We start from the raw sequence: 23,524 nt of genomic DNA on the forward strand, positions 1-23,524 counted from the left end.
CCTTCCCCGAAAAGAGCGCCGGCTCAGGGCGCGATCCCGCGCGCCGAGAGGCGTTCCAGCCCCTTCCGTCCGATGTCCCGCCGGTACTGCATCCCTTCGAAGTGGAGGACATCCACCGCGCGATACGCCTTTTCGAGGGCCTCGGCGAGGTCCGCGCCGAGGGCCGAGACCGCGAGCACGCGCCCGCCCGCCGTGACGATCTCGCCGGCCTCGTTACGTCGCGTCCCCGCGTGCATCACCACCACGTCCGGCATCGCCTCCGCCGCCTCGATCCCCTCGATCACGAACCCCTTCTCATAGGGGCCCGGATACCCTTTCGACGCCAGCACGACGCACGCCGAAGCGCCGGGGTGAAAGACCGGCGACGCCGTTTCGAGCCTTCCTTCGGTGAGGGCGAGGAACAGTTCGAGGAGGTCGCTTTGCAATAACGGAACCACCGCCTGCGCTTCCGGATCACCGAAACGGCAATTGTATTCGACCACCTTCGGCCCCTCGTCCGTGATCATGAGCCCGACGTAGAGGATGCCCCGATACGGATGCCCTTCCCCGGCCATGCCCCGCAGCGTCGGCTCGATGATCTCGGCGCGCGCCTGCCGGAGCACCGCCTCGGTCGCCACGGGCGCGGGCGCATAGGCCCCCATCCCGCCCGTGTTCGGCCCCGTGTCGCCCTCGCCGATGCGCTTGTGGTCCTGTGCAGGCGCCAGAAGCACGTACGCCTCGCCGTCGGTGAGCGCAAAGAGACTCAGCTCCTCTCCCGCCATGAACGCTTCGATGACCACCTCTTCGCCCGCTGCGCCGAAGCGCTGGTCGCGCATCATGGCGTCGAGGGCCGCCCGCGCCGCGTCGAGCGTCTCGCACACCACCGCGCCTTTCCCGCCGGCCAACCCGCTCGCCTTCACGACGACGGGCGCGCCCTGCACTTCGAGGTAGGCGAGGGCTTCCGCGTAGGCGTCGGCCGTGAAGGTGCGGTGCGCCGCCGTAGGGATGTCGTGCCGGGCCATGAACGCCTTGGCGAAGGCTTTGCTGCCTTCGAGCCGCGCCGCCGCCGCCGTCGGACCCACGATAGGGAGACCCGCCTCCGTGAACGCATCGACGATGCCGGCGACGAGCGGCTGCTCCGGCCCCACCACCGTCAGGTCGACGCCGCGCGCGCGGGCGAACGCCAGCAGGCCCGGCACGTCGTCCGGCGCGAGCGCGACGTTCTCGCCGAGCGCTTCGGTCCCGGCGTTCCCCGGCGCGATGAACAGTTCGGGCCGACGGGGACTCCGGGCGAGCGCCCATGCCAGGGCATGCTCCCGCCCGCCGCCGCCGACGATCAGAATACGCATGGTTCTTTACCTTCAGGTTTTTCGGTTCGTCGATGCTCGCCGCTCCGGTCTAAAATACCGCAGCCGTACGGGGTTCGGGAGCCGCCGGAGTGAAGCATTGGCGCATTCGGTTCAATAAAACGGGTTGCGATCGGGCTGAACCTCGGCGCGATAGATGGCGCTGTATTCGAGGTAGTTCTTCGCATATTCGCCGATGCGCGCGACCTCCTCGTCGGTCAGTTCGCGCACGACCCGGGCGGGCGTGCCCAGCACGAGCGAGCGCGGCGGGACCTTCGTCCCCTGCGTCACGAGGGCGCGCGCGCCTACGATGCTGTCCCGCCCGATGACGCAGTGATCGAGCAGGACGGCCCCCATGCCGACAAGCACGTTGTCCTCGACGGTGCACCCGTGCACGATGGCGCCGTGCCCGATGGTCACGCCCGCGCCGATGACGGTCGGGGCCGTGCCTTTGGTGACGTGCACGACGGCATTATCCTGGATGTTCGTCTCCGCGCCGATGCGGATGCGGTTCACGTCCCCGCGCACGGTGGCATTGAACCACACGCTCGCCCCTTTCCCGAGCGTCACGTCGCCGATGACCTCGGCGGAAGGCGCGATGAAGTTGGAAGCGTCGGCGACGGGAATGGCTTGCAGAAACGGTCGAATCATGAGGGTAGGCAACGAAGGATGGGAGGGGAAAACACGTGGCTTCCACAGCATACGCCGCCCGCCGGGAAGTCGGGGGTTGATACGTTGTAACCATTCGCTCGATCCCAACGTTTTACCGACATACTCCCTCACCTTCTCCGAACGACCGCCATGAAAAGCTTCCGCCTGCTGCTCTTGCTCCTTCTTGCCGCGATGCCGGCGTCCGTGTTCGCTCAACACGTTCAGGATCGTCTCTACGGCCGCCTCATCACAAGCGGGGGCGACGTGTACGAAGGGCTCCTCCGATGGGACAAGAACGAGGTCGGATGGGTGGATCTGCTCGACGGCTCGAAGCGCATCGAAGACGACGACCGTGACGCCCGAGGGAAGCGCATCCGCGTCTTCGGCATCGACCTCGGCACGTTCGACGACGGCGTGCGGACGCGGAAGTCCGGCATCCGCTTCGGCCATCTCCGCTCGATCGAGAAGACCGGGCGCGACCGCGCGTTGCTCACCCTCCGCTCGGGCGAGGAGATCGAGTTTCGGGGCGGCTCCACGGACCTCGGCCATGAGATTCGCGGCATCGTCGTCGAAGACAAGCGCGAGGGTGAGATCACCTTCGACTGGCGCGACTTCGACCGCGTCGAGTTCCTGCCGACGCCGCGCCACATCTCGTCGATCTACGGCGAGCGGCTCTATGGCACGCTCACCACCCGCGAGGGCGACGTGTTTTCGGGCTATGTCTGCTGGGACGTGGATGAAGCGCTCGACGCCGACGTCCTCGACGGGCGTGACGAGGACGGCGCACGCCGGAAAATCCCCTTCGCTGAGATCGATGCGCTCATCCGCGAACGACGGAATCGCACCCGCGTCGTGCTCCGCGATGGCGACGAGATCGTCCTCCACGGCACGAACGACGTCAACGACGACAACCGGGGCATCCTCATCCTCGACCCCGCCCTCGGCCAGATCCGCGTCCCGTGGGAAGCCTTCGACGAACTTCGCTTCGAAGCGCCCGAACGGCCCGTCACCTACCGCGACTTTGACGGAAGCGGGCCGCTCAGGGGCGTCGTCTACACCCGCGACGGCGACAAATATGCCGGGCGCATCCGGTGGGACGACGATGAGGCGGCTTCGTGGGAGATGCTCAACGGCGAACGCGACGACGCCGGCTTCGCCATCGAGTTCGGCTTCATCCGGGAGATCGAACGGGTCTCGTCCCGCGCCGCCCGCGTCACCCTCCGCGACGGACGGACCTTCGAGCTTCGCGGCTCGAACGACGTCAACGACGACAACGACGGCATCGTCGTCGAGCTTCGAAACGGCGACGTGGTCGTCATCGAGTGGCGCGACTTCGACCGGGTCGTCTTCGACAAGCCCTGAGCCTGCGGGAGGCTCCCGTCACTCGTCCTCCGCCATCCGCCGCAGTTCCGCCAGATGAAGCAAGGCTTCGACGGGCGTCATGCGGTTCGGGTCCAGGGCGAGGAGACGATCCCGGAGTTCGAGCAGTTTCGGATCGACCTCCCCGCCGAAGAGCGACATCTGGAAGGCCGAAGCGGTGTCGAGGCCCGTCACCGTGGCGGGCCGCGCGGCCGGGGCGGGCACTCCGTCGCCGCGGGCGCCCTCTCCCTCCCCGGCCCCCTCGATGACCAGGTGCTGACTTTCGAGGTGATGGAGGATCTCCCGCGCTCGCACGATGATCGGCTCCGGCAACCCCGCCATGCGCGCCACCTCGATGCCGTACGAATGGTCGGCCCCGCCCGGGACGAGTTTCCGGAGGAAGATCACCTTGCCCTCGTGCTCCCGGACCTGAATCCGGAAATTGCGGACCCGTTCGTACCGGCTCGCCAGTTCGTTCAGCTCGTGATAATGCGTGGCAAAGAGCGTCCGCGCCGCCACGTTCGGGTGTTCGTGCAGATATTCGACGAGTGCCCATGCGATGGAGAGGCCGTCGAACGTGGAGGTGCCGCGCCCGACCTCATCGAGGAGGATGAGCGAGCGGGGCGTGGCGTTGTTCAGGATGTTCGCCGTCTCGTTCATCTCCACGAGGAAGGTGCTCTCCCCCGCCGCGAGGTTGTCCGAGGCGCCCACACGTGTGAAGATGCGATCCACGATGCCGACGCGCGCCTTCTTCGCGGGCACGAAGGAGCCCACGTGCGCCAGGAGCGTGATGAGCCCCACCTGTCGGAGCACGACGCTCTTCCCCGCCATGTTCGGCCCCGTGATGATCATGATCTGCTCGTGATCGGGGTCGAGGTGGACGCTGTTCGGGATGAACGGCTCGCCGGGCGGGAGGGTTTGCTCGACGACCGGATGGCGCGCCTCCTCGAGTTCGAGCGTCCGGCCCTCGTGCACGTCGGGGCGGGTGTACTCGTTGCGGGCCGCCACCTCGGCAAGCGAGCAAAAACAGTCGAGCATGGCCAGCAGCGAGGCGTTCGTCTGGAGCGCCGCCGTCTCCTCGGCCACGGCCAGGCGCAGCGCGTGGAAAAGCTCCGCCTCCAGGTTGGTGATCTTCTCCTCCGCCGTGAGAATCTTCTCCTCATACTCCTTCAGCGCCGGGGTGATGTACCGCTCCGCATTGACGAGCGTTTGTTTCCGAATGTAATCGTCCGGGACCTTGTCCTTGTGGGCGTTGGTGATCTCGAGGTAATACCCGAACACCCGATTGAAGCCCACTTTGAGCGACGGAATGCCGGTCCGTTCGGCCTCCTCCTTTTGCATACGCGCCACCCAGTCCTTTCCCGAGGAGGCGATGACGCGAAGCTGATCGAGTTCTTCGTGGTACCCGGGCCGGATCATGCCGCCGTCTTTCGTCGAGGCCGGCGGGTCGTCGACGAGCGCCGCGTCGATGCGGGCGACGACGTCGGGGCAGAGCGAGAGGGCTTCGCCGAGTTTATGGAGCGTCTCGCACCGTTCACCGGCGAGGAGCGTCTTGATCGCCGGGATCTGCTGCAGGGTCAGCTTCAGGTGGTAGACCTCGCGCGGCGTGGCGCGGCCCGTGCACGCTTTCGCGGCCAGCCGCTCGAGATCGCCCACCTGCCGGAGCTCTTCTCGGAGGCCTTCCCGGAGGCGCGGCGCACGGAAGAGGGCCTCCACCGCATCGAGACGTTTCCGAATGTTGTCCACGCTCCGAAGCGGGCGCACGAGCCATTTCCGGAGGAGCCGCCCGCCCATCGCCGTGAGCGTCCGGTCGAGGATGTGCACGAGCGTGCCCTCCCGGCTCCCGTCCTGCATCGACGTGACGAGTTCGAGGTTGCGCTTCGTCTGCGCGTCGAGCGCCATGTAGTCGTCGCCGGTGTACCGGGCCAGGCGGCGCACGTGCGGCACGCGGCCCTTCTGCGTCTCGCCGAGATAATACAGCGCCGCGCCCGCCGCCACGATGCCCGCGTCGAGATCTTCGACGCCGAACCCTTTGAGCGAATGCGTCTTGAAATGCCGGAGCAGGGTTTCATACGCGAAATCGTACCCGAAAACCCAGTCTTCCTGCGGCGTGACGGCGAAGCGCCGTTCGCCGGAGGCCCGAAGACGATCCCTGTGCCTTTTCTCGACGAGGATCTCCGCCGGAGCCACGGTCAGCAGGAGCTCTTCGAGCCGATGCGCCGGAACCTCGGTCACGTTGAACTCGCCCGTGGTCGCGTCGAGAAACGCGAAGCCGGCGACGTCGCGGCTGCCGCGCTTGCCCCAGTGGACGGCGGCCAGATAGTGCGAGCGCTTCGGGTCGAGCAGTTGATCGTGAAAAGAGACGCCGGGCGTGACCACCTCGACCACCCCGCGTTTGACGATCTTCCGGGCATACTTCGGGTCTTCGAGCTGTTCACAGATCGCGACGCGATGGCCCGCCTGCACGAGCTTCGGGAGGTAATTGTCGAGGGCATGATGCGGAAAACCCGCGAGCGGCACGTCGGCGGCCTGACCGTTGGCCCGCTTCGTCAGCGTGATGCCGAGGATGCGGCTGACGGTGTGCGCGTCTTCGTCGAACGTCTCGTAGAAATCGCCCATGCGAAAGAGCAGGATCGCGTTCGGATGCCGCTCCTTGATCTTGTGATATTGCCGCATGAGCGGCGTCTCTTTCTTATCCTTCTTCTTCCGTGCCATCGAGCCCTGATCCTTCTCCGTTCACCCTTCGTTTGCCCAAGATACGCATTCGCCCTGTCTCGGCCGCACGACGGGCGCGCGCGTCGTGCCGAAGCCGTTGCCCTCACGATCCGCCGAATCGACGTTTGAGTTCCACGATCACCGCCGCCCGCACGTCCCCGTTCGAGGCGAGAAAGCCGATGTCCGGGTTGTCGAGACTAAAGAAATCGAGGCCCGTCTCGCGGCCGGAGACGAGGAAATCGCTCGTGGCGACGACATACGTGCGGTCGGGCCGCAGCGGTTCGCCGCCGATGCGCCACCGCCCGGTCTCGTCGTCCCGCCTCACGTTCGCCGTTTGAAGGAAGCCGCCCGTCCCCCGGTTCTTCAGGCCCTGATCGAGCGCGCGCGCGAGCACGTCGCCGCGCACGGCCACGGTGACGACGTTGCCGCCGAAGGGAAGCACGCGGATCACGTCGTATTGCGTGATCGGCCCCGGGGGCAACACGTCGTCGATGCGGATGGAGCCGCCGTTGTACACGGCGAGTTCGGCGCCCTTGGCCGCGTGAAGCATCGCCCCGGCGATAAGCTCCGTCAGCTTCGTCGAGCGGTTGCGCACGCTCGCCTCACGGCCGTCGAGCGGATACGGCGCGGTCGCGACGACGGCCTCCGGCTCGAAACCCTCCGCCCGGAAGCCCGCGTACGCGCGATCCACCCACTTCTTCACCTCGGCGGCGGTCTCCGGGTCCTCCGGGATCGCGTCGGTGACGGGCACGAACCGCGAATCGACCGTGACCGCGCCCGTGATCGTGTTCACGTGCAGTTCGTGGACGTACACCGAGCGAGCGTTCGCGTCGGCCTTGAGGATAGGCGTGTCGTCGCTCCCGCGCATGAGGTGGTAGTTTTCGTGCTCGTGCCCGCCGAGGATGAGGTCGAGCGGCGGGACCGTCTCGGCGAGCACGGCGTCGGTTCCGAGGGCGACGTGGGTCAGCCCCACGAGCGCGTCGACGCGCGGGGCGAGCCGTTCCGCCGCCGCCTGCATCGACGCGACCGGATCGGTATACCGCACGTACGGCTTCCGATTGGCCGGCAGCGTCACACTCACGAAGCCGATCCGCACCGTGCGTCCGTCGGGCCCGGTCACCGACCACACATACTCGGGCCGGACGCCGGGGAAAGGACGTCCGAGGGTGTCGGTGACGTTCGCGGAGGTCCACGCAAAACGGGATTCGTCGAGACGTCGGAAAAAGTCGGACGCCTTGAGGTCGAACTCGTGGTTGCCGAAGGTGGCGAGGTCGAGGCCGAGCGTATGGAGCACGGCCACCATCTGCCGCCCTGCCAGGCGTTCGCCGTCCACCTTCGCCGTTCCCATCGCCGAGGGGCTGAAGAAGTCGCCCGCGAGAACGGTGAGCGTGTTCGGGTTCTTTTCGAGGAGCCGCTTCCGGATCGTCGCCACGCGCGCGAGTCCGCCCCGCCGCCCCGCCTCGATCGGCGTGATCTCGTACACGTCGTTCAACTGAAGGATCGTAGCCGTGACGACCGGCTCCGGCGTAGCCTCCGCTCCCGGCGCGAGGGCCTGCTTCGCCCCGCCGCATCCGGCGAGGAGGAAAAGCGCGAGGACGAGCGGGAGGAGGCGGAACGGAGGGGTCATCGATCGAAGCATGGCATGTTCCGAAGCGGGGTTCTTCTTCAGGGACGAGACGGCGGAAGATACGCAATCACCATGACGGGAGCCGGGGCGGACGGTCGAAACGGACGTCCTTGTCAGAAATTTACCGGAGGTCACTCGCGCTCGAAGAGGCCGACGGTGAAGAAGAAGCCGGGGCGACCGATGGGGTGCGAGAGGTCGAGGCGAAGGGGCAGGCGGAAGAGGTTCGTCAGCGAGAGGCCGAGTTCATGGTGAAGGCGGCCCGCACAGGCAGGCTCGAACGGCCGTCGGAGCAGTCGGTCCGCGCCGATCCACGTGCGCCCGTGTGCTCCGAAGAGGGCCAGGCCGAGGCCATGCTCCGCCGGTCCCCGCATCCCGAGGATCTCGAACGGGGCCGAGGCGAAGTCGTGCTCCCAGAAAACGCCCGCATACGAAGTCCCCTCATACGGACGATCCCGACGCGTGCGGAATGCTCCGAACCCTGCATACGGACCGATGGCGACGTCGAGCGCGCCATATCTCTGAAGCGGGAGATTGCCCCGAAACATGCCCGCGACCACCCGGACCCGGAGCGCGTTCGGCCACGCCCGGCGACGCAAAAACGACAAGAATCGCACGTCAAGCACGGATCGCACGGTCGTGAAGTCGAAGTCGGTGCCGGGAAACCCGGCGGGGGCGTGCTCCACTTCGACGGAGAAAGCCGGGAGCACGGGCGCGAGCGGCCCGCCCCGTTCTTCGCCGACGGCGAGGCGGAGAGAGAGCGACCGGAGCGCCCCTTCGTCGATCGCCGGATTGTCCCGTTGCCCGTCTCCGAAGAGCCAGCCTTTCCAGTCCGTGCTCCGGCTCACCGAGCGGTGCTCCTCCACGTTCACCCCCACCGAGAGGGTCGTCTTCAGCCGATCGAGATGCACGCCGACGCGGGCGAAGAGGCGGTCGCGCCGGTAATAATCGAAATAGTCGTCGAACCCCGTATACGTTGCCGGCCCCGCCACGGCGCGGGTGTAGGCGAGCGAGGGGAAGCGCGTTGCCGTCCCGCTCGACGCCCCCGCCTCGAAGAAGCCCCGGCGCGGGAGCGCCGACGACGGGTCCCGGCTTCCCCACTCCTGCCGGAGCGCGACCTCTGCGGCGACCCTTTTCCGGTCGAAGTCGTACGCGAGCCCGCTCGTCAGGCGGCGTGAGGGGCCGAGCCGCCACACCGGCTTGAGGCCCACGTGCCAGCCGTCCACGCGGTTGTACCATACCCATGCGTTCGCCAGCATTTCTTCGACGAGGCTGCGGCGTCGAGGCGACGCCTCACGCCCCGGCTCCGGCTCCACCACGTCGAGCGCCAGGTAGCCTCGAAGCATCCCGGAGGGACGAAAGGCGCGGCTGAGCGACATGCGCCGGTCGAGTCGGACGACGCCCTCGATCTCACGGGGCGTCAAGGGGATGAGGCCGGGGTTCCACCGGAACAGGTAATCCTGCCGGTCCGCCAGGGGATGGACGAACAGGCGGCGCGCCCCCTCGAAGAGCGAATCCGGCGTCGGGACGTTGACGGCGTGCAACGTGAGGCGCGAGACCTGTTCGAAGTGCGCGCGGGGATAGCTCACGCCCGCCCGACCGAAGCGCACGTTGCCGCGCACCCGCAGGTCGAGCGGCAGCCAGTACCCGTCGAATTCGGCGAACTGTTGCTCGTAGTACACGTCCGCGTCGATGATCGGCGGAGGAAAGGTGAGGTTCGGATCGGGGCGCATCCCGGCTTCGAGAACGGCGAAGACGGAGTCGAGCACCGCCAGGCGTCCGACGAAGGCGGGCTGAAGGGCTTTTCGGGAAGAGAAATAGATGTCGTAGATGACCTGGTCATCCTGCCGGCGCTTTCCCGCGAGCGTGAACGTGTACGCCTCGAGCGCGTCCGGGTGCGTCGGGCCGATGAGCCGTGTGCCGAGGACCTCGATGTCGTCGTCGTAAAAATCAGGCACGTGCGTCGGGGCGGCGAAGCGGAAGACGCCGCTCCCCTCCGGGCGGGTCCGTCGCGCGCGGACGACCTCGCGCGGCCCGCCTTCGGGGCGCCAGTACGCCGCGTTGATGGTCTCCTTCATCTGCACGAGGTCGCGGTCGCGATAGAGCATGAAGCGCGTGTAGACCTCGGCGTACGTCGACGTGAGCGTGGCCCGCCACGCGCTTTTCCTCGCGATCACCTGCCGCATGATGCCCACGGCGGGATCCTCACCGGAGACGACCACCTCTTCGAGCGCGTACGACACCGGCTTCATTGCCACATCGAGGCGCTCCGGCGTGTCCGCATGCACCGAAACGCGCCGGGTCTCGTATCCGATGTGCCGCACGACGAGCACGGCGGGGAGCGCCGGCACGAAGAGTTCGAAGCGCCCCTCGGCATTCGTGATCGTGCCCCGCGTCGTTCCCTCGACCTGTATCGTTGCCGCCGCGAGCGTGGTCCCCGTCTCCACATCCGTGACGACGCCCCGCACCCACTTCTGCGCGAGCGCGGCGGGGACGCTACCCACACACATCAGAAGGAGGAGGACCGGTATACTGCGAGACATGGCACGCACGGGTTGGGACGGATTCTTTCTATGGGACGAAGCCTCTCGGGTTCGAGGTCTGCCGCCCTTTTTCGAGGATAATTATCTATTTTCCCGCGTCCCCGTCCACCTTCTCCTCCCATAGTCATGCCCTTTTCGACGCTCGTCGCCCCGAAAGACCTCATGCCCCGCCTCGACGCGCCCGACTGGGTCGTGGTCGACTGCCGCTTCTCGCTCGCCGACACGCAGGCGGGGCGGCGCGCCTACCGGGCGGCGCACATCCCCGGCGCGGTCTATGCCCACCTCGATGAAGACCTCTCCGGCGCGATCATGCCGGGACGGACGGGCCGCCACCCCCTCCCCGACGTCGAAACGTTCGCACGCACCCTCGGCGCGTGGGGCATCGACGGGCGCGTGCAGGTCGTCGCCTACGACGACATGGGCGGCGGCATCGCGGGTCGCCTGTGGGCGATGCTCCACTGGCTCGGCCATAGGGCCGCAGCCGTCCTCGACGGCGGGTGGCCCGCCTGGCAACGCGCGGGCCTTCCGAAGCGAACGGGACAGGAGCACCGCCCTGCGCGCCGGTTCATCCCTCGTCCCGATCCCGACCTTCACGCCGACGCCGAGGCCGTGGCGCGGGCCGTCCGCGATCCCGCCGCTCGGGTCCTCGACGCGCGCGCGGCCGAGCGTTTTCGAGGGGAGACCGAGCCGTACGACCCCGTGGCGGGCCACATCCCGGGCGCCGTCTCCGCGCCGTGGACGGACAACCTCGACGCCGAGGGCCGGTTTCTCCCGCCCGAGGTCCTCCGCGCCCGCTTCTCTACGCTCCTCGACGACACGCCGCCCGAACGCGTGATCTGCTATTGCGGCTCCGGCGTCACGGCCAACCACAACCGCCTCGCGATGGCGCACGCGGGACTGGGGCTGCCCCGCCTCTACCCCGGCTCGTGGAGCGAATGGATCACCGACCCCGCCCGCCCGGTGGCCGTCGGACCGTGATCCCGTCAAAAAACCCGCGCCACGCCGACGCCGACCGTGAAGTCGGAGGCATCCAGGCGCCGGGTGAAGTCGATGCGAAAGAGCCCGAAGATGCCGCTCAAGGAAGCGCCCAGTTCGTGGTGGAAGCCCTCGGGCACGCGCGGGGTGAACGTCAGGGTCGCCCGCTTCCCTCCGGAGAGCCACGTGCGCCCGTGCGCGCCGTAGACGATCACACTCCATCCCCTGCGCGCCAGGCCCCGCAACCCGATAAGCTCGAACGGGACGGTGCGGAAATTGTGTTCCCAGAACACCGCGAAGGCGTCCTCCCCTTCATACGGTCGATGTTTCAAGGTGCGCAGGGCGCCGTACGTCTTCCACAGGCCTCCCCCCGCGTCGATGATGGAAAACCGCTGCGGCGGCACGTCGCCCGAGGTGATCGCGGCCACGAGACGGACGTCGAGCGCGTTCGGGAGGAGGCGGCGACGGAAAAACGTCTCGAAACGCCAGTCGAGCAGGAGGTGCACGCGCGTGAAGTCGAAGTCGCCTCCGAGTGCGGGGGCGCTCCGTTCGACGTGGAGCACGAGGCGGCGTTGCCCCGTGATAGGGAGCGGCAGGTCCTCGTCGTGGATCGCGAGACGAAGTTCGAGTGCGCGCAGCCGTCCCGGCACGATCGCGGGATTGGGGCGCAACGGCTCGCGCTCGCCGAGCAGGTCGAAGTCGGTCGTCTTTTCGACGGAGAAATGGCGTTCGACGCGATACCGGACCTCGAAGCGCGTGTCCTGCCAGGGCAGCCCGTATCCGGCCCGGAAGACCAGCTTTTCGTTCCCGAAATAGTCGAAATAGTCCGGGTCGCCGAGCAGGACGCTCAGGCTGTTGAAGAACCTTCCCCGCACTTCGGAACGAAAGCGGAGGTCGATGCCGACCCGGTAGTTCACGCCGAGGACGCCGCGCCGGAGAGGGCCCCATCGAAGCTCGGCCCCGCCGCCGTACGTCCACCACTCCGGCCCCGTCTTGTACCCTATGAGGGCGCTCAGCCGAAGCCTCCGGCCCACCGGCGCCGTCACGCCGAGCGCCGCGTGCCCCCCGTCGACGCGGTCATACCAGAGCTCGGGCGCGAAGTCGAGGCTGCCGGGGAGGCGTCCCGCCGAAGCCTCCGCCGAGCCTCCGTCCGAATCTCCGGCCCGCGTTCTGACGAAGACCGAGAGCGGCCCGCGCGGCTCGTACGCCTTGTCCAGCGTCATCGTGCTGTCGATGCCCTCATACGCCGACGCTTCACGCACCGTCAGCGGCACGGCTTTGCCTGCTCGGTCGAGGAGCGTATCCGCCGCCACCGCCACCGAATCGACGGTGAGGTAGTCCTTTCGTTCGTACAAAGAAGCCGGAAGAGGGACGTTGACCTCGTAGTTCGTCAGTCGGGAGACCTGCCGGAGGCGGATGACGGGAAAGGTGAGCAATCCCTGAAAATCGATTTCCAGTTCCGCATCCGACCGAAAATCCACGGGGAGCCAGTATGCTTTCCCGAAGTTCGAAAACTGCTGTCGATACGTGACGTCGTATCGTTTGACGGGAGGCGGGAAAAGGAACGCCTCGCCGGGCCGCAGTTCCACCGCGAGGAGCGCATAGGCTTCGTCGAGCACGGAGACGCGGCCCACGAAAGCGCTCGAGAGCTTGCTCTTCGGCGTCACGGCGATGTCGTAGACGGTTTGCCCGTCGAGGCTTCGTGTGCCCTCGAGCGTGAACCGGTAATGGCTGAGCGCATCCGGGTGCGTCACGCCGATCATGTGGTACCCGGCAATCTCGATGTCGTCGTCGTACAGGTTTTCGACGAATTCGGCCGCCGGTAGATACGCTTCGAAGTCGAGGTTGGACGTTTTTCGACGGGAGAGCACCACCTCTCGTCCGCCCTTTTCTCGATCCCAGAACGTCTTCGTCAGGCTCTCGATGATCGACACGATGCCGGTGTCGTTTTCGAGGGTGAACCGGGTGTACGCTTCGGCTTCGTACGTCCGAAGCGTGGCGCGCCACTGCCGTTTGCGCGCGATGACCTTGCGCATGATGTTCACCGCCGGATCCTCGCCCGTGACCACCACCTCGTCGAGCGTGTACGTCGTGGGCTTCAACCGCACCTCGATGCGGTCGGGGGTGCGGGCGTCCACCGGGACGCGCGCCGTCTCGTACCCGATGAACCGCACGATGAGGACGGCGGGGAGCGCGTCCAGGAAGAGTTCGAAGGCGCCGTCGTCGTTCGTGATCGTGCCCCGGTACGTGCCTTCGATCTGAAGATTAGCCGCCGGGAGCGGCTCGCCCGTTTGGGCATCCGCGACCACGCCGCGCACCAGCTTTTGCCCGTATGCCGGAGCGCAGGCGAAAAGGAAGAGGGTAAGGATCAGGAGCCGACGTCCCATACGCCTGCCGGTAGGTGCGTAAAAGAAGGCCTGTGGAGACGATTCCGGGACGCGTGCATCCGGAGAAAAGTAACGGGCCGGGAACGGGGCGAGGGTGCTCAACGGAGGTAAAAGCGGGGCGGGTCGTCCGCGACGAGCGCGCACACTTCGAGGTACGGCATGATGGGCGAAGCTTTCACCTTGGTCATGAGCACCTCTTCGACCTGAAAAAGCCCGGTCTTGTTGTCCATAGAGATGGCGATGCGCACGGGCTTCGTGTCGCCGTGGGAGAGCTCGACGCGCCGGATGGCGCTTGCCGAATACCGGTGGATGTCGCCCACGACGGGATCGCGCTCCATGTTTTGCGGGATGCGCGAGCGCCCGCGCGCCATGTCCGTGCCGTCGGCCACGAGGACCGCGCCCGCCTCGACGGAGTGAATGCGGGAATGCGCCATGTGCCCGACGATGACTTCATGCGCCAGGCCGCGAAGCACCACCGGCATGGGGTCGCCCTCGGGATAGAGGGCGCGCAGATACCGCAGGATGAGGGCGTCTCCCAGGTTGATCGAATGCCACTCGTGGGCCTCCCGCGTGACGCCCATGCCGATGTCGTGCAAAAAACAGCCAATGGCCACGCCCACCTGTGCATCCTCGAACGTGCCCACCTCTTCCCGCTCAATCGAGGTGTGGATGCCGCTCTCGTGAAGCAAGCGGAGGATCTTGAGCGCGTTGTACGTGGTGATCCGGGCATGCACGGGGCCGTGATCGTTGTACCCGAGCCGTCGCACCGAGACGGCGTTCGCATAGCTGTGATACTGATGAATCTCCGGATCGACCAGCAGCCCTTCGAGCAGGGTGTGCACCTTGCCCGTCGTCCGGTCGAGCAGCGCCCGGTTCAACTCCTCCTCCTTCGGGCTCACCTCGGTCCATACCGGATACCGCCTCGCTTCGACGTTCGTGTCGGCTTCCATACGTAGGTCCTTTCTCCTGTTCATGCGCGTTCAAATTTTTGATCCTTATCGTCGCCTCGTCCCTGTCCAATCCTTCCGTGCCGGGAAAGTTCGGATCGTAACAAAGGATAACGAGGACCGGTTACGGAAGGATTAATTCCCGGGGAAGTCATCCCTCGTCGAGCGTGTCCGGCGGTGCGGGCGGCGAGGCGGGGGGGTCGGGCGGCAGGATCGGCGCGGATTCGAGGAGGAGGGCGCGTTGCAGCGCGCTCCGGGCGCGCCGGAGCAAGGCGATACGGTCGGCGATGCCGTTCAGTCCCCCGTTGATCCGTCGCGTGACGCGGTAGACGTCGTTCAGGTCGGCGAGGGCATTGAGGTTGCGTTTGCGCCAGAACCATCCCGCCACGTCGGCGACGGCGGGCAGGGCGGCCACCGCATCCGGGTCGCCCACATAGTCGACGCCCGTATCGTTGCCATAGGCTTCGTAGTTGGCGCGTCCGGTCAGTTGAATCAAGCCGCGCCCGCGGAACCGGAAGCCATCGCCGGGACGGGTGTTGCCGAGGTCGGCGCGGCCCTCATAGCGCTCCTGCGCGGGCGTCGGCCCCCAGAGCTCTTCGAGGAATCGAAGCCGGCCGGACTCGTGGAGGACCTGCGCCAGGAAGTGCGCCTGTCGCCGGAAGGTATCGACGGCATACCGGCGCATGGTCTCATTGAGCGGCTCGACGAACGGCGCAGCCCGCGCGCGCGGCTCCGGAGCGATGATCTCGGCGAGGGTGTCGGCGGTGAGGGTGATCATGGCGTTGTTCCCCGTTGGTGGGAAGAACGGCCCCGCTCGTCACGCCTTTCGGCTCCTCCTCACGATCCCGTATCGAGGCCGGGAAGATCGGGCGGGCGCTCCCCCTGCACCCATTCGAGCCGCCCGTCGGCATACGATTCCCGTTTCCATATCGGCGCCTGCCGTTTGAGCCGGTCGATCAGGAAGCGGCAGGCTTCGAAGGCTTCGGCGCGATGCGGCGCGGCCACACCGATGAGGACGCTCGCCTCCGCCGGCGGCACCGTCCCCAGGCGATGCCGGATACAGGCCCGCACGAGCGGCCACCGCGCCATCGCCTCCTCGGCGAGGCGGCGCATCTCTTTCACCGCCATGGGCGCATAGCATTCATACGACAGTTCCAGGGTCTCGGCGTCCCCCGTCCACCGGCGCGTGGTCCCGATGAAGAGGTCGAGGCCGCCCGCGCGCGGATCGGCGAGGAAGGCGGCGGCCTCCGCCACATCGATCGGCTCATGCACGAGCCGTATCGAGAGCCGCCCCGTCTCCACGCGCGCGTCGTCGGTCGTCATCGGTCGGGTCATCGTCTAACCTCCACTCACGGGCGTGATGAGGGCCACTTCGTCGCCCTCGGCGAGGGCCGTCGTCTCCGGCACATACGTCTGGTTCACCGCCAGACGCACCACGGGACGAAACGCCCGGAGCGCCGGGTGGTCGCGTTCCAGCCGGTCGAGCAGATCCGAACCCGTCGCCGGAGCGTCGAGCGCGACGGTCAGCGCGTCGCAGCCCATCTTCTCGCGGAGGATGCTAAAAAAGAGCACCCGGAGGCGGAGGGCTCCGTTCGTGGTCTCATCGTTCATGTCTACAGCTCCGAGAGGACCTTCTTCACGGCGTCGAAGTCGGGGACGTCACCCGCATGCTCGAGCACCTCGGCATACCGCACCACGCCGTCCCGGTCGATCACGAAGGCCGAGCGCTTCGCCACACGGTCGAGCTTCATGGGGGTGAAGTCATGATCGTACTTCGCGCCGTACGCTGCACACACCTCGGCGTCGTGATCGCTCAAGAGCGGAAAGCGGAAGCCATGAACCTTTTTGAACTCGGCCAGCGCGAACGGCGAATCGGTCGAGATGCCGATCACCTGCGTATCGCTCCCATAGGCGTCGAGGTCGTTGTTCACGGTGTTCAGCTCCGTGGTGCACACGCTCGTGAAGGCGCCCGGGAAAAAGAGGAGCACGACGTTTTTCTTCCCTCGAAGATCGCTCAGCGTGAAGGGCTGCTTCTCGTCGTCGTAAAGCGTGAAGTCGGGGGCCGGTTGTCCGATGGTAATGCTCATGAGGTCTCGAAAGGTTGCGGTGGAACGTGCGTATGGCCACGGGGAGCTCCCGCGCGCCTCAGGTCCTTGAAGCTTCCCTTTCGGCCGCGGGTTCCGGAGCTTGCGTGAGGGACGCGTGAAGCATCCGGCGCATCCCGCGTCACCGGAAGCGGATGGCCTGGATCGGCTCGATGCGAGAAGCCACCCGCGCGGGAATGTACGCCGCCGCCGCACAGAGCGCGAGCGCGAGGGCGCCCACCAACAGAAAGTCGAACCCGTTGAGGGCGATGGGGGCGGTTTTCATGTAATAGGCCTCCTGCGGCAGCGGAATGATGCCGTATCGCATCTGAAGCAACGCCAGCCCGAGCGCCAGCGCTTCCCCGAGCACCAGCCCGGCGCCCCCGATCATCAGCCCGAGCCAGAGGAACATGCGCCGGAGCGCCGCCCCCGATGCGCCCAGGCTGATGAGCACGCCCACCTCGCGCGTCTTTTCGAGAATCAGCATGAGGAGCGTCGCCACGATGTTGAAGGCCGCCACGATAATGATGACGCCGATCACGAGCGGGATGATGCTCTCCTGAAGGTTGACCCACGCGAAATAGCTGTGGTACACCTCGTAGATTGTCCGCGCCATGATCGGATACCCCCACCGCTCATTGATCCGTTCGGCGACGGCATCCACCTCCGAGAGGTCGCGCACGGTCAGGTCGAGGCGCGTGACCTCGTCCGGCGCGTAGTCGAAGAGGCGACGGGCCGTTTCGAGGTCGGTGAAGACGTAGAGTTCGTCGAAGTTCGCGAAGGACGTCTCGTAGATGCCGCTCACGTAAAACTGTTTGACGTTCGGGAAACGCGAACGCGCGCCCCGGTCGCTTGCGTTGCGCATGGAAAAGGCCGTCACATGGTCTCCCACCGTGACGCCGAAGATTCCGGCGAGCTCTCGTCCGATGACGAGCCCGGGCCGTCGCTGCGCATCCGGCGCAAAGGAGACCTCGCCGGCGACGAGGTGCTCGGCGAGGTACGGCGGGAGGGCTTCCGCACCCCAGAGGCCCACGCCGTCGATGTTCGTCTCCGAGCGCCGCAACAGGGCGAACTCGAGCGCCACCGGCGCCACATGCGCAACTTCGGGCATCTCGGCAATCGCCTCTCGCAGCGCCGTCGTCCCCCGGATCGGCGCGTCGGCGATGCTCTCCACCTGCACGTGCGCGCCGAAGCCGATGATTTTCTGCTCGATCTCCCGGCTGAACCCCCGCACGACCGACAGCGCCAGAAGCAGGGCCGCTACCCCGACGGCCACGCCGCCGACCGCTACGTACGTCACAAAGCGCAGAAACCGCCGCCCCTCCTCCCGGCCCTGCGCCCCTCGGAGATACCGGAGCGCGACGAATTGTTCGAAACGTGCAGCCACGTGGACATCCGTGTGATTCGATGGAAAAGGGAAGGACGAGCTTCCTCTCGCTTTGATCCGGCAACCCACCGTTTCCCTCCTCCCGGCGGCCACGGCCTCCCACGTGAAGCGGGGTCCTTAAAGGGACGACCGGGCATCGGCCACACACAAAAAACCCCGGCCGCGACCGACCGGGGCTCTCTGCCCGTACGTGTCTTTTCGGTTCAGACCGCTGCGCCCGACCCGCTCTCGCCGGCATCGACGAAGTGGTACGGCGGCCACGGCCCGGTCAGTTCAAAACGCAAGCCCAGAGACATACTCTCGGAAGCCAGTTCCTCGATCAACGCCTGAAACGCCTCTTCCTTGTCCTGAGACACGAGGTAGGCGGCATTCGAGATCAGCCTGCCCTTTTCGGAATCCTCCCCCCCCATGAGCGGCTTGAACAGCCCGCTCTCGGCCACTTCGAGGAGCGACTCGTGGGTGCGCCCGATGGAGTGCTCGGTGATGAGCCGGATCAGTTCTTCCTCGTCGAGGCTCTCCATCTTCTCCATCTCGTCTTTGATGAAGCGAGCGACCCCTTTCGAGATCACCTCGAGGGACTCCTCCACCTTCTGCTCGCCTTCCGAGATCCGCATGCGCAGCGTCTCCACGTCGCTGTACATCCTCACGCCCCATTCCTGTTTGTCCTGCAGCCGATCGAGGGCGTCGCTGAAGTACGCATATCGCTCGTCGACCATCGCCACGATCTCTTCCTCGGACGCACAGACGGTGCCGAAGCGGAGCGGGATCAGCGTGCTTCCCGTCCGGAACTGCTCCATGACCTGGGCATGCGCGCGGACGCGCTGCTGCACCCATTCGGCGTCTTTCATGTTTTCCGCAAGGACGTCCGGCCCGAACGCCTCGGCCGAGACGGGGCTGTAGATGATCTGAAGATCCCGGAACGGCAGCAAGGCCACCCCGTGCGCGGGATCGATCCCCGCCTCCGGCATGGCGTCGATGGCTTCGGCGTCGGAGGAGCTCATGACGCCGTACACGTAAAAGACTTCCTCCGGGGCGGAAGATGCTTCAAACTCCCCGTCCGCCGCCGTGGATAATCCGACGGGCTCATCGTCCGGGAACGCCGCTCCGTCGCCGCCGACATATTCCTCCTCGGACCAGATGGCCGTCGTCGTCCATGCCTTCTCGTCTCCAACGGCCTGCGGCTCTTCGTCCCGGACAAGGTCCCCTTCGATCTCCGGGGAAGCCGCCCCGTTTTCGCTCACCCCGGAGACGAACCGTTCATCGGCGACGAGATCAATATAGGCTTCGTCCGCATCGGCAGCTTCCTCGACCCGCCCTTCCGCGACCGTTTCTTCGGGCGCGGGGGCTTCCATCGCTTCAGCGGGCGCCTCCTCCGATGCTCCGGCCGCTGCCGGATCCTCCTCGAAGAACGCGAGGAGTTCCTCCTCCACGTCCGCATCCATTTCAAAGCCGCTCCCCTCCGTATCGAGGAAGGGTTCGGGAGCGGCAGCCTCCTCGAAGAGGCCCTCGGAGTTCGCGTGCGCCACCGGTGTTTCCTCCCCGTCCGTCGTGAAGGATTCCGGTTCTCGTGAGAGCGCGGCCTTACTCGCCGCCGCTACGGCCTCCTTGAAAAAAAAATCGTGTTCCCCCTGTTCCGGGTCCACGGCGTCGTTGATCTCGCGGATGGCCTCGTTGAGCATGCTCTGAAGCATACGTTCCTTGAGCACGCGACGGGCCTCGACGAGCACGGCGCTTTCGTCGTCGACGTGGTTCATGGCGTCGCGGGCGGCGGCTTCGGCGTCGCGGAGCGCCTCGGTGGTGTGCCGCACGATGTCCTCGATGAGCAGAACGCGGAGTTCGTCGCCGGCCCGTGTGAGGGCGGCCTCGTCTTCGGGCACGCGCTCCTTCGCCTGACGCGCGGTCTCGCCGGCGTCGCCCAGGGCGTCCGTGGAGCGGCGGGCGATTTCTTCGATGAGCATGTCGCGGAGTACGGAGGCGGCCTCGACGAACGCCCGGTGATCTTCGGGTACGTGCTTCCGGGCCTCACGGGCGGTCGACTCGCCGTCGGAGATGGCTTCCGTGGCGCGCTCGGCCACTTCGGCGAGCAGGTGCTCGCGCAAGGCTTCGATAGCGTCGTGGAGCGCGGCGGCGTCTTCGGGCACGAGGCTCCGGGCTTTCTCCGCCGTCTCCTCCACGTCGGCGAGCGCCTCTGCCGAGCGCTCGGCAACGTCGCGGTAGAGCCGCTGCGTCACCGCCTCGACGGCGGCCGTGACGCGGGCGTCGTCCTCGGAGACGAAGGCCTTTGCACGGGCGGCCGTCTCCTCGACGTCGGCGACGGCCTCGGTGGTGCGCTCGGCGATCTCGCGGGTGAGCGCATCGCGGAGCGCCTCGATCGCGCCCACGAGGGCCGGATGATCTTCGTCCACCCGACGTCGGGCTTCGTCCGCCGCCGCCTTCGCATCCGCGAGGTCGCCGGTTGCGCGTGCGGCAATGATGCCGAGGAGTTGCTCACGCAGGTGCGCTGCGGCTTCGCGGAGGACGGCCTGCTCGGCGTCGACGCGGGCACGGGCCTCCTCGGCCACCGCCGCCGGGTCTTCGAGCGAAGCCACCGAGCGTTCGGCGACCACGTCGACGAGCAACCCGCGCAACGCTTCCGCCGCCCGGGAGATGGCTTCGTGATCCGTCCCGACGCGGGCGCGGGCGGCTTCGGCGACGGCCTCGGCGTCGTCCATCGCTGCCGTCGAACGCTCGGCCACCTCGTCCAGCATCAACGCGCGCAGGGCCTCGATGCCCCTGACGACGGCCTCGTGGTCCGGCTCCATCCGGTTGCGCGCCTGACGAGCCACCGCCCCGGCATCGTCCAGGCTCGAGATCGAACGCCTGATGATGTCCTGAATCATCAACTCGCGCAGCACACTGCTCGCGCCGATGACGACGGGGTTCCCGTCCCCGAGGGTCGCCAGGGCCTTTTCCGCCGCCGCCTGCTCGTCCCCGATTTCACCGAGCGCCCGTTTCGTGATGGTCTCGAACATCTGCTCCCGAAGGCGCGAGCTCGCGCGGTTGACCAGCGTGTGGTCCGGACCGACGCTCGCCATGATTGCCTCGGCCATGGCCTCGGGACTGCCCAGTTCGGCAAGGGCCTGTTGCATCACTGATTTGAGCAGCTTTTTCTTGAGCGCCTCTTTTGCGCCCGCCAGCTTCGGGTTGTTGTCTCCCTGAAGAAGCCTGGAGACCTTGTCTCCTTTCTTTCCGGTCCTGGCCTGCGCGTCGGGGGTCGGTTCCATCGTCATGGTGCGTTCTGTCAGATTTTTAAGCTCATTCTCAAGATGGGGTGCAAACATCTCGGGGCGTGTCCGCGACGATTCCCGGAACGGGGAACTACGGAAAGGAGGAGCACGCGGCCTATGCGCCCCGGGCTCATGCCAATGCCGCGCCATTCTCGCCTCGAAAGGAGGCCGACCGGGATGCTCCCCCGCCTTTCCCCTCACACCCCGGCCTACTCCCTCAAACAGGCTGTTTTTCGCTGAAAAAGCGTCCATACCATCCCGCAATACGTCTGCCGGGAGCGACGGGCCCGGGAAGCGTCGGCCCTCTGTGAACAGGAAAGATGCGCCATTCGTGGAAAAAAATACCTTTGTTCTCTCGCCGCACCGGGAGCCTTTTCCAGGATGCCCGAGCGCTGTGCCCGCACGGGCGCGCGGAGCGATTTTATGAACAATCAATCTTCGGCGGGATGCTTCCGAGGGCTGCTTTTTTATATCTTTGATCGTGTGCCTTTCGACGCTCTGCGCGCCCGCGTTCCTGTGACGAACCGCGCTTCACCTCAATCCGGAAACGCCATGAACAACCTCATCGGTCATACGCCCCCGCCCGCGAACGAACCCGTCCGCTCGTATGCGCCCGGCTCGCCGGAGCGGGCCTCGCTTCGCAAACGCCTGTGGGAACTGCGGAATCAGGAGATCGAGGTCCCGGCCTTCATCGGAGGCAAGGAGATCCGCACGGGCGCCACGACGCAGATGACCCTCCCGCACGAGCACCGCCACTCGCTCGGCATCGCGCATCATTGCGGGGAGCAGGAGATCAAAGACGCCATTGCCGCAGCCGTCGAAGCCCGACACGACTGGATGCGCATGCACTGGATGGACCGCGCCGCGATCTTTCTCAAGGCCGCCGACCTGCTCGCCGGTCCCTGGCGGGACACACTCAATGCCGCCTCCATGCTCGCCCACAGCAAAAACGTCTTTCAGGCCGAGATCGACGCCGCTTGCGAGTTGATCGACTTCTTCCGGTTCAACGTGCATTTCATGGAGCAGATCTACCGGGATCAACCCCTCTCTTCGAAGGGCACGTGGAACCGCATGCAGTATCGCCCGCTCGAAGGGTTCGTCTTCGCCGTGACGCCGTTCAACTTCGTCTCCATCCAGGGCAACCTCCCGACGGCGCCGGCGCTCATGGGCAATACGGTGGTATGGAAGCCCGCCTCGTCCACCCTCTACACCGCCTATTTCACGTACAAGCTGCTCGAAGAGGCCGGGTTGCCGCCGGGGGTGTTGAACATGATCCCCGGCCGGGGATCGCAGGTGGGCCGCCACGTGTTCGCCTCGAAGCACTTCAGCGGATTGCACTTCACCGGCTCTACGAACACGTTCCAGCACATGTGGCGCACCATCGGTTCGAACATCGCCGGGTATCGCTCGTACCCGCGCATCGTCGGCGAGACGGGCGGCAAGGACTTCATCCTCGCGCATCCCACGGCGGACTCGAAAGCCGTGGCGACGGCCATCGTGCGGGGCGGCTTCGAGTATCAGGGGCAGAAATGCTCCGCCGCCTCGCGCATCTACCTTCCGCAGTCGCGCTGGCCGGAGATCGAGGCCGAGTTGATGACGCAGATGGACGAACTGAAGATGGGACCGCCGGAGGACTTCACCAACTTCATCAACGCCGTCATCGACCGGGCGGCCTTCGAAAGCATCACCTCCTACATCGACGAGGCGCGCAAAGCCGAGGGCGTCACGATCATCCACGGCGGCGGTTACTCCGACGAGGTGGGCTACTTCATCGAGCCGACGATCCTGCGCGTCGAAGATCCGACGTACCGGACGATGTGCGAGGAGATCTTCGGCCCTGTCGTGACGATTTACGTCTATCCGGACCACAAATGGGACGAGACGCTCACGCTCCTCGACGAGACGTCTCCGTACGCGCTCACCGGAGCGGTTTTCGCCCGGGACCGACGCGTCATCGCCGAGGCTACGGACCGCCTGACCGACAACGCCGGCAATTTCTACATCAACGACAAGCCGACCGGCGCCGTGGTCGGGCAGCAGCCGTTCGGAGGGGCACGGGCCTCCGGCACGAATGACAAGGCCGGATCCTCCCTCAACCTCATCCGGTGGGTCTCGGCCCGCTCGATCAAGGAGACCTTCGACCCGCCGAAGCACTACGCTTACCCGTTCCACCAGCCCGACGAGGCCGAGGAAAGCGTGACCGCCGAAGGGCTGTGATCGCACGTCGCTCGTATCTTTCGGGCGGGGCGGCGTGCGGCGAA

16 protein-coding genes are annotated in these 23,524 nt (G+C 66.5%); 3 read left to right on the forward strand and 13 right to left on the reverse strand.

The genetic code is table 11. The features are described 5' to 3' along the window. Positions 1-23: 23 nt before the first annotated feature. Together purD and AC1HIY_RS05900 are read right to left on the reverse strand one after the other, a co-directional pair. Positions 24-1,328 (reverse strand): phosphoribosylamine--glycine ligase, encoded by a 1,305-nt coding sequence (purD, locus tag AC1HIY_RS05895; RefSeq protein WP_479575783.1) that lies wholly within the window; start codon positions 1,326-1,328, stop codon positions 24-26. Between the two features lie 111 nt (positions 1,329-1,439). Continuing rightward, on the reverse strand, positions 1,440-1,976 hold the full coding sequence (locus AC1HIY_RS05900; RefSeq protein WP_479575784.1) for a gamma carbonic anhydrase family protein: 537 nt from the start codon (positions 1,974-1,976) through the stop codon (positions 1,440-1,442). Positions 1,977-2,126: 150 nt separating this feature from the next. On the opposite strand from AC1HIY_RS05900, the gene AC1HIY_RS05905 reads away from it, so the two are divergent. Beyond that, positions 2,127-3,338: a hypothetical protein gene (locus AC1HIY_RS05905; RefSeq protein WP_479575785.1), complete on the forward strand. Its 1,212-nt coding sequence runs from the start codon at positions 2,127-2,129 to the stop codon at positions 3,336-3,338. A gap of 18 nt (positions 3,339-3,356) precedes the next feature. Here AC1HIY_RS05905 and mutS read toward each other — a convergent pair whose 3' ends face one another. The 3 genes from mutS to AC1HIY_RS05920 all read right to left on the reverse strand — a co-directional run bounded on the left by mutS (position 3,357) and on the right by AC1HIY_RS05920 (position 10,217). Continuing rightward, positions 3,357-6,050: a DNA mismatch repair protein MutS gene (gene mutS / locus AC1HIY_RS05910; protein WP_479575786.1), complete on the reverse strand. Its 2,694-nt coding sequence runs from the start codon at positions 6,048-6,050 to the stop codon at positions 3,357-3,359. Between the two features lie 103 nt (positions 6,051-6,153). Then, positions 6,154-7,677: a bifunctional metallophosphatase/5'-nucleotidase gene (locus tag AC1HIY_RS05915; protein ID WP_479575787.1), complete on the reverse strand. Its 1,524-nt coding sequence runs from the start codon at positions 7,675-7,677 to the stop codon at positions 6,154-6,156. Between the two features lie 131 nt (positions 7,678-7,808). After that, positions 7,809-10,217: a DUF5686 and carboxypeptidase-like regulatory domain-containing protein gene (locus AC1HIY_RS05920; RefSeq protein WP_479575788.1), complete on the reverse strand. Its 2,409-nt coding sequence runs from the start codon at positions 10,215-10,217 to the stop codon at positions 7,809-7,811. 126 nt (positions 10,218-10,343) lie between these two features. Between AC1HIY_RS05920 and AC1HIY_RS05925 the strand changes: the two genes are divergently transcribed. Beyond that, entirely contained in the window at positions 10,344-11,195 is an 852-nt protein-coding gene (locus AC1HIY_RS05925; protein WP_479575789.1) for a sulfurtransferase, read from the forward strand. A 5-nt stretch (positions 11,196-11,200) separates the two neighbouring features. Here the strand turns inward: AC1HIY_RS05925 and AC1HIY_RS05930 are convergent, their stop codons facing one another. The 8 genes from AC1HIY_RS05930 to AC1HIY_RS05965 form a co-directional block, all read right to left on the reverse strand. After that, positions 11,201-13,579 (reverse strand): DUF5686 and carboxypeptidase-like regulatory domain-containing protein, encoded by a 2,379-nt coding sequence (locus AC1HIY_RS05930; RefSeq protein ID WP_479575790.1) that lies wholly within the window; start codon positions 13,577-13,579, stop codon positions 11,201-11,203. Between the two features lie 98 nt (positions 13,580-13,677). Further along, the gene (locus tag AC1HIY_RS05935; RefSeq protein WP_479575791.1) at positions 13,678-14,553 is read right to left on the reverse strand and encodes a phosphohydrolase; all 876 of its coding nucleotides are present in this window, start codon (positions 14,551-14,553) and stop codon (positions 13,678-13,680) included. 124 nt (positions 14,554-14,677) lie between these two features. Then, a complete protein-coding gene (locus AC1HIY_RS05940; RefSeq protein WP_479575792.1) occupies positions 14,678-15,304 on the reverse strand; it encodes a glycoside hydrolase family 19 protein in 627 nt (208 codons plus the stop codon). Positions 15,305-15,363: 59 nt separating this feature from the next. After that, the gene (locus tag AC1HIY_RS05945; protein WP_479575793.1) at positions 15,364-15,849 is read right to left on the reverse strand and encodes a molybdenum cofactor biosynthesis protein MoaE; all 486 of its coding nucleotides are present in this window, start codon (positions 15,847-15,849) and stop codon (positions 15,364-15,366) included. 15 nt (positions 15,850-15,864) lie between these two features. Then, on the reverse strand, positions 15,865-16,137 hold the full coding sequence (gene moaD, locus AC1HIY_RS05950; protein ID WP_479575794.1) for a molybdopterin converting factor subunit 1: 273 nt from the start codon (positions 16,135-16,137) through the stop codon (positions 15,865-15,867). 2 nt (positions 16,138-16,139) lie between these two features. After that, positions 16,140-16,613, reverse strand: coding sequence for a redoxin domain-containing protein (locus AC1HIY_RS05955; RefSeq protein ID WP_479575795.1), 474 nt, complete (start codon positions 16,611-16,613; stop codon positions 16,140-16,142). Positions 16,614-16,752: 139 nt separating this feature from the next. After that, positions 16,753-17,997, reverse strand: coding sequence for an ABC transporter permease (locus AC1HIY_RS05960; RefSeq protein WP_479575796.1), 1,245 nt, complete (start codon positions 17,995-17,997; stop codon positions 16,753-16,755). A gap of 203 nt (positions 17,998-18,200) precedes the next feature. Beyond that, positions 18,201-21,260, reverse strand: a complete 3,060-nt coding sequence (locus AC1HIY_RS05965; protein WP_479575797.1) for a GvpL/GvpF family gas vesicle protein — start codon at positions 21,258-21,260, stop codon at positions 18,201-18,203. A gap of 555 nt (positions 21,261-21,815) precedes the next feature. Between AC1HIY_RS05965 and pruA the strand changes: the two genes are divergently transcribed. Continuing rightward, complete coding sequence (gene pruA / locus AC1HIY_RS05970) at positions 21,816-23,480, forward strand: L-glutamate gamma-semialdehyde dehydrogenase (protein WP_479575798.1); 1,665 nt, start codon at positions 21,816-21,818, stop codon at positions 23,478-23,480. Positions 23,481-23,524 lie beyond the last annotated feature (44 nt).

This window comes from Rhodocaloribacter sp. (assembly GCF_056451265.1).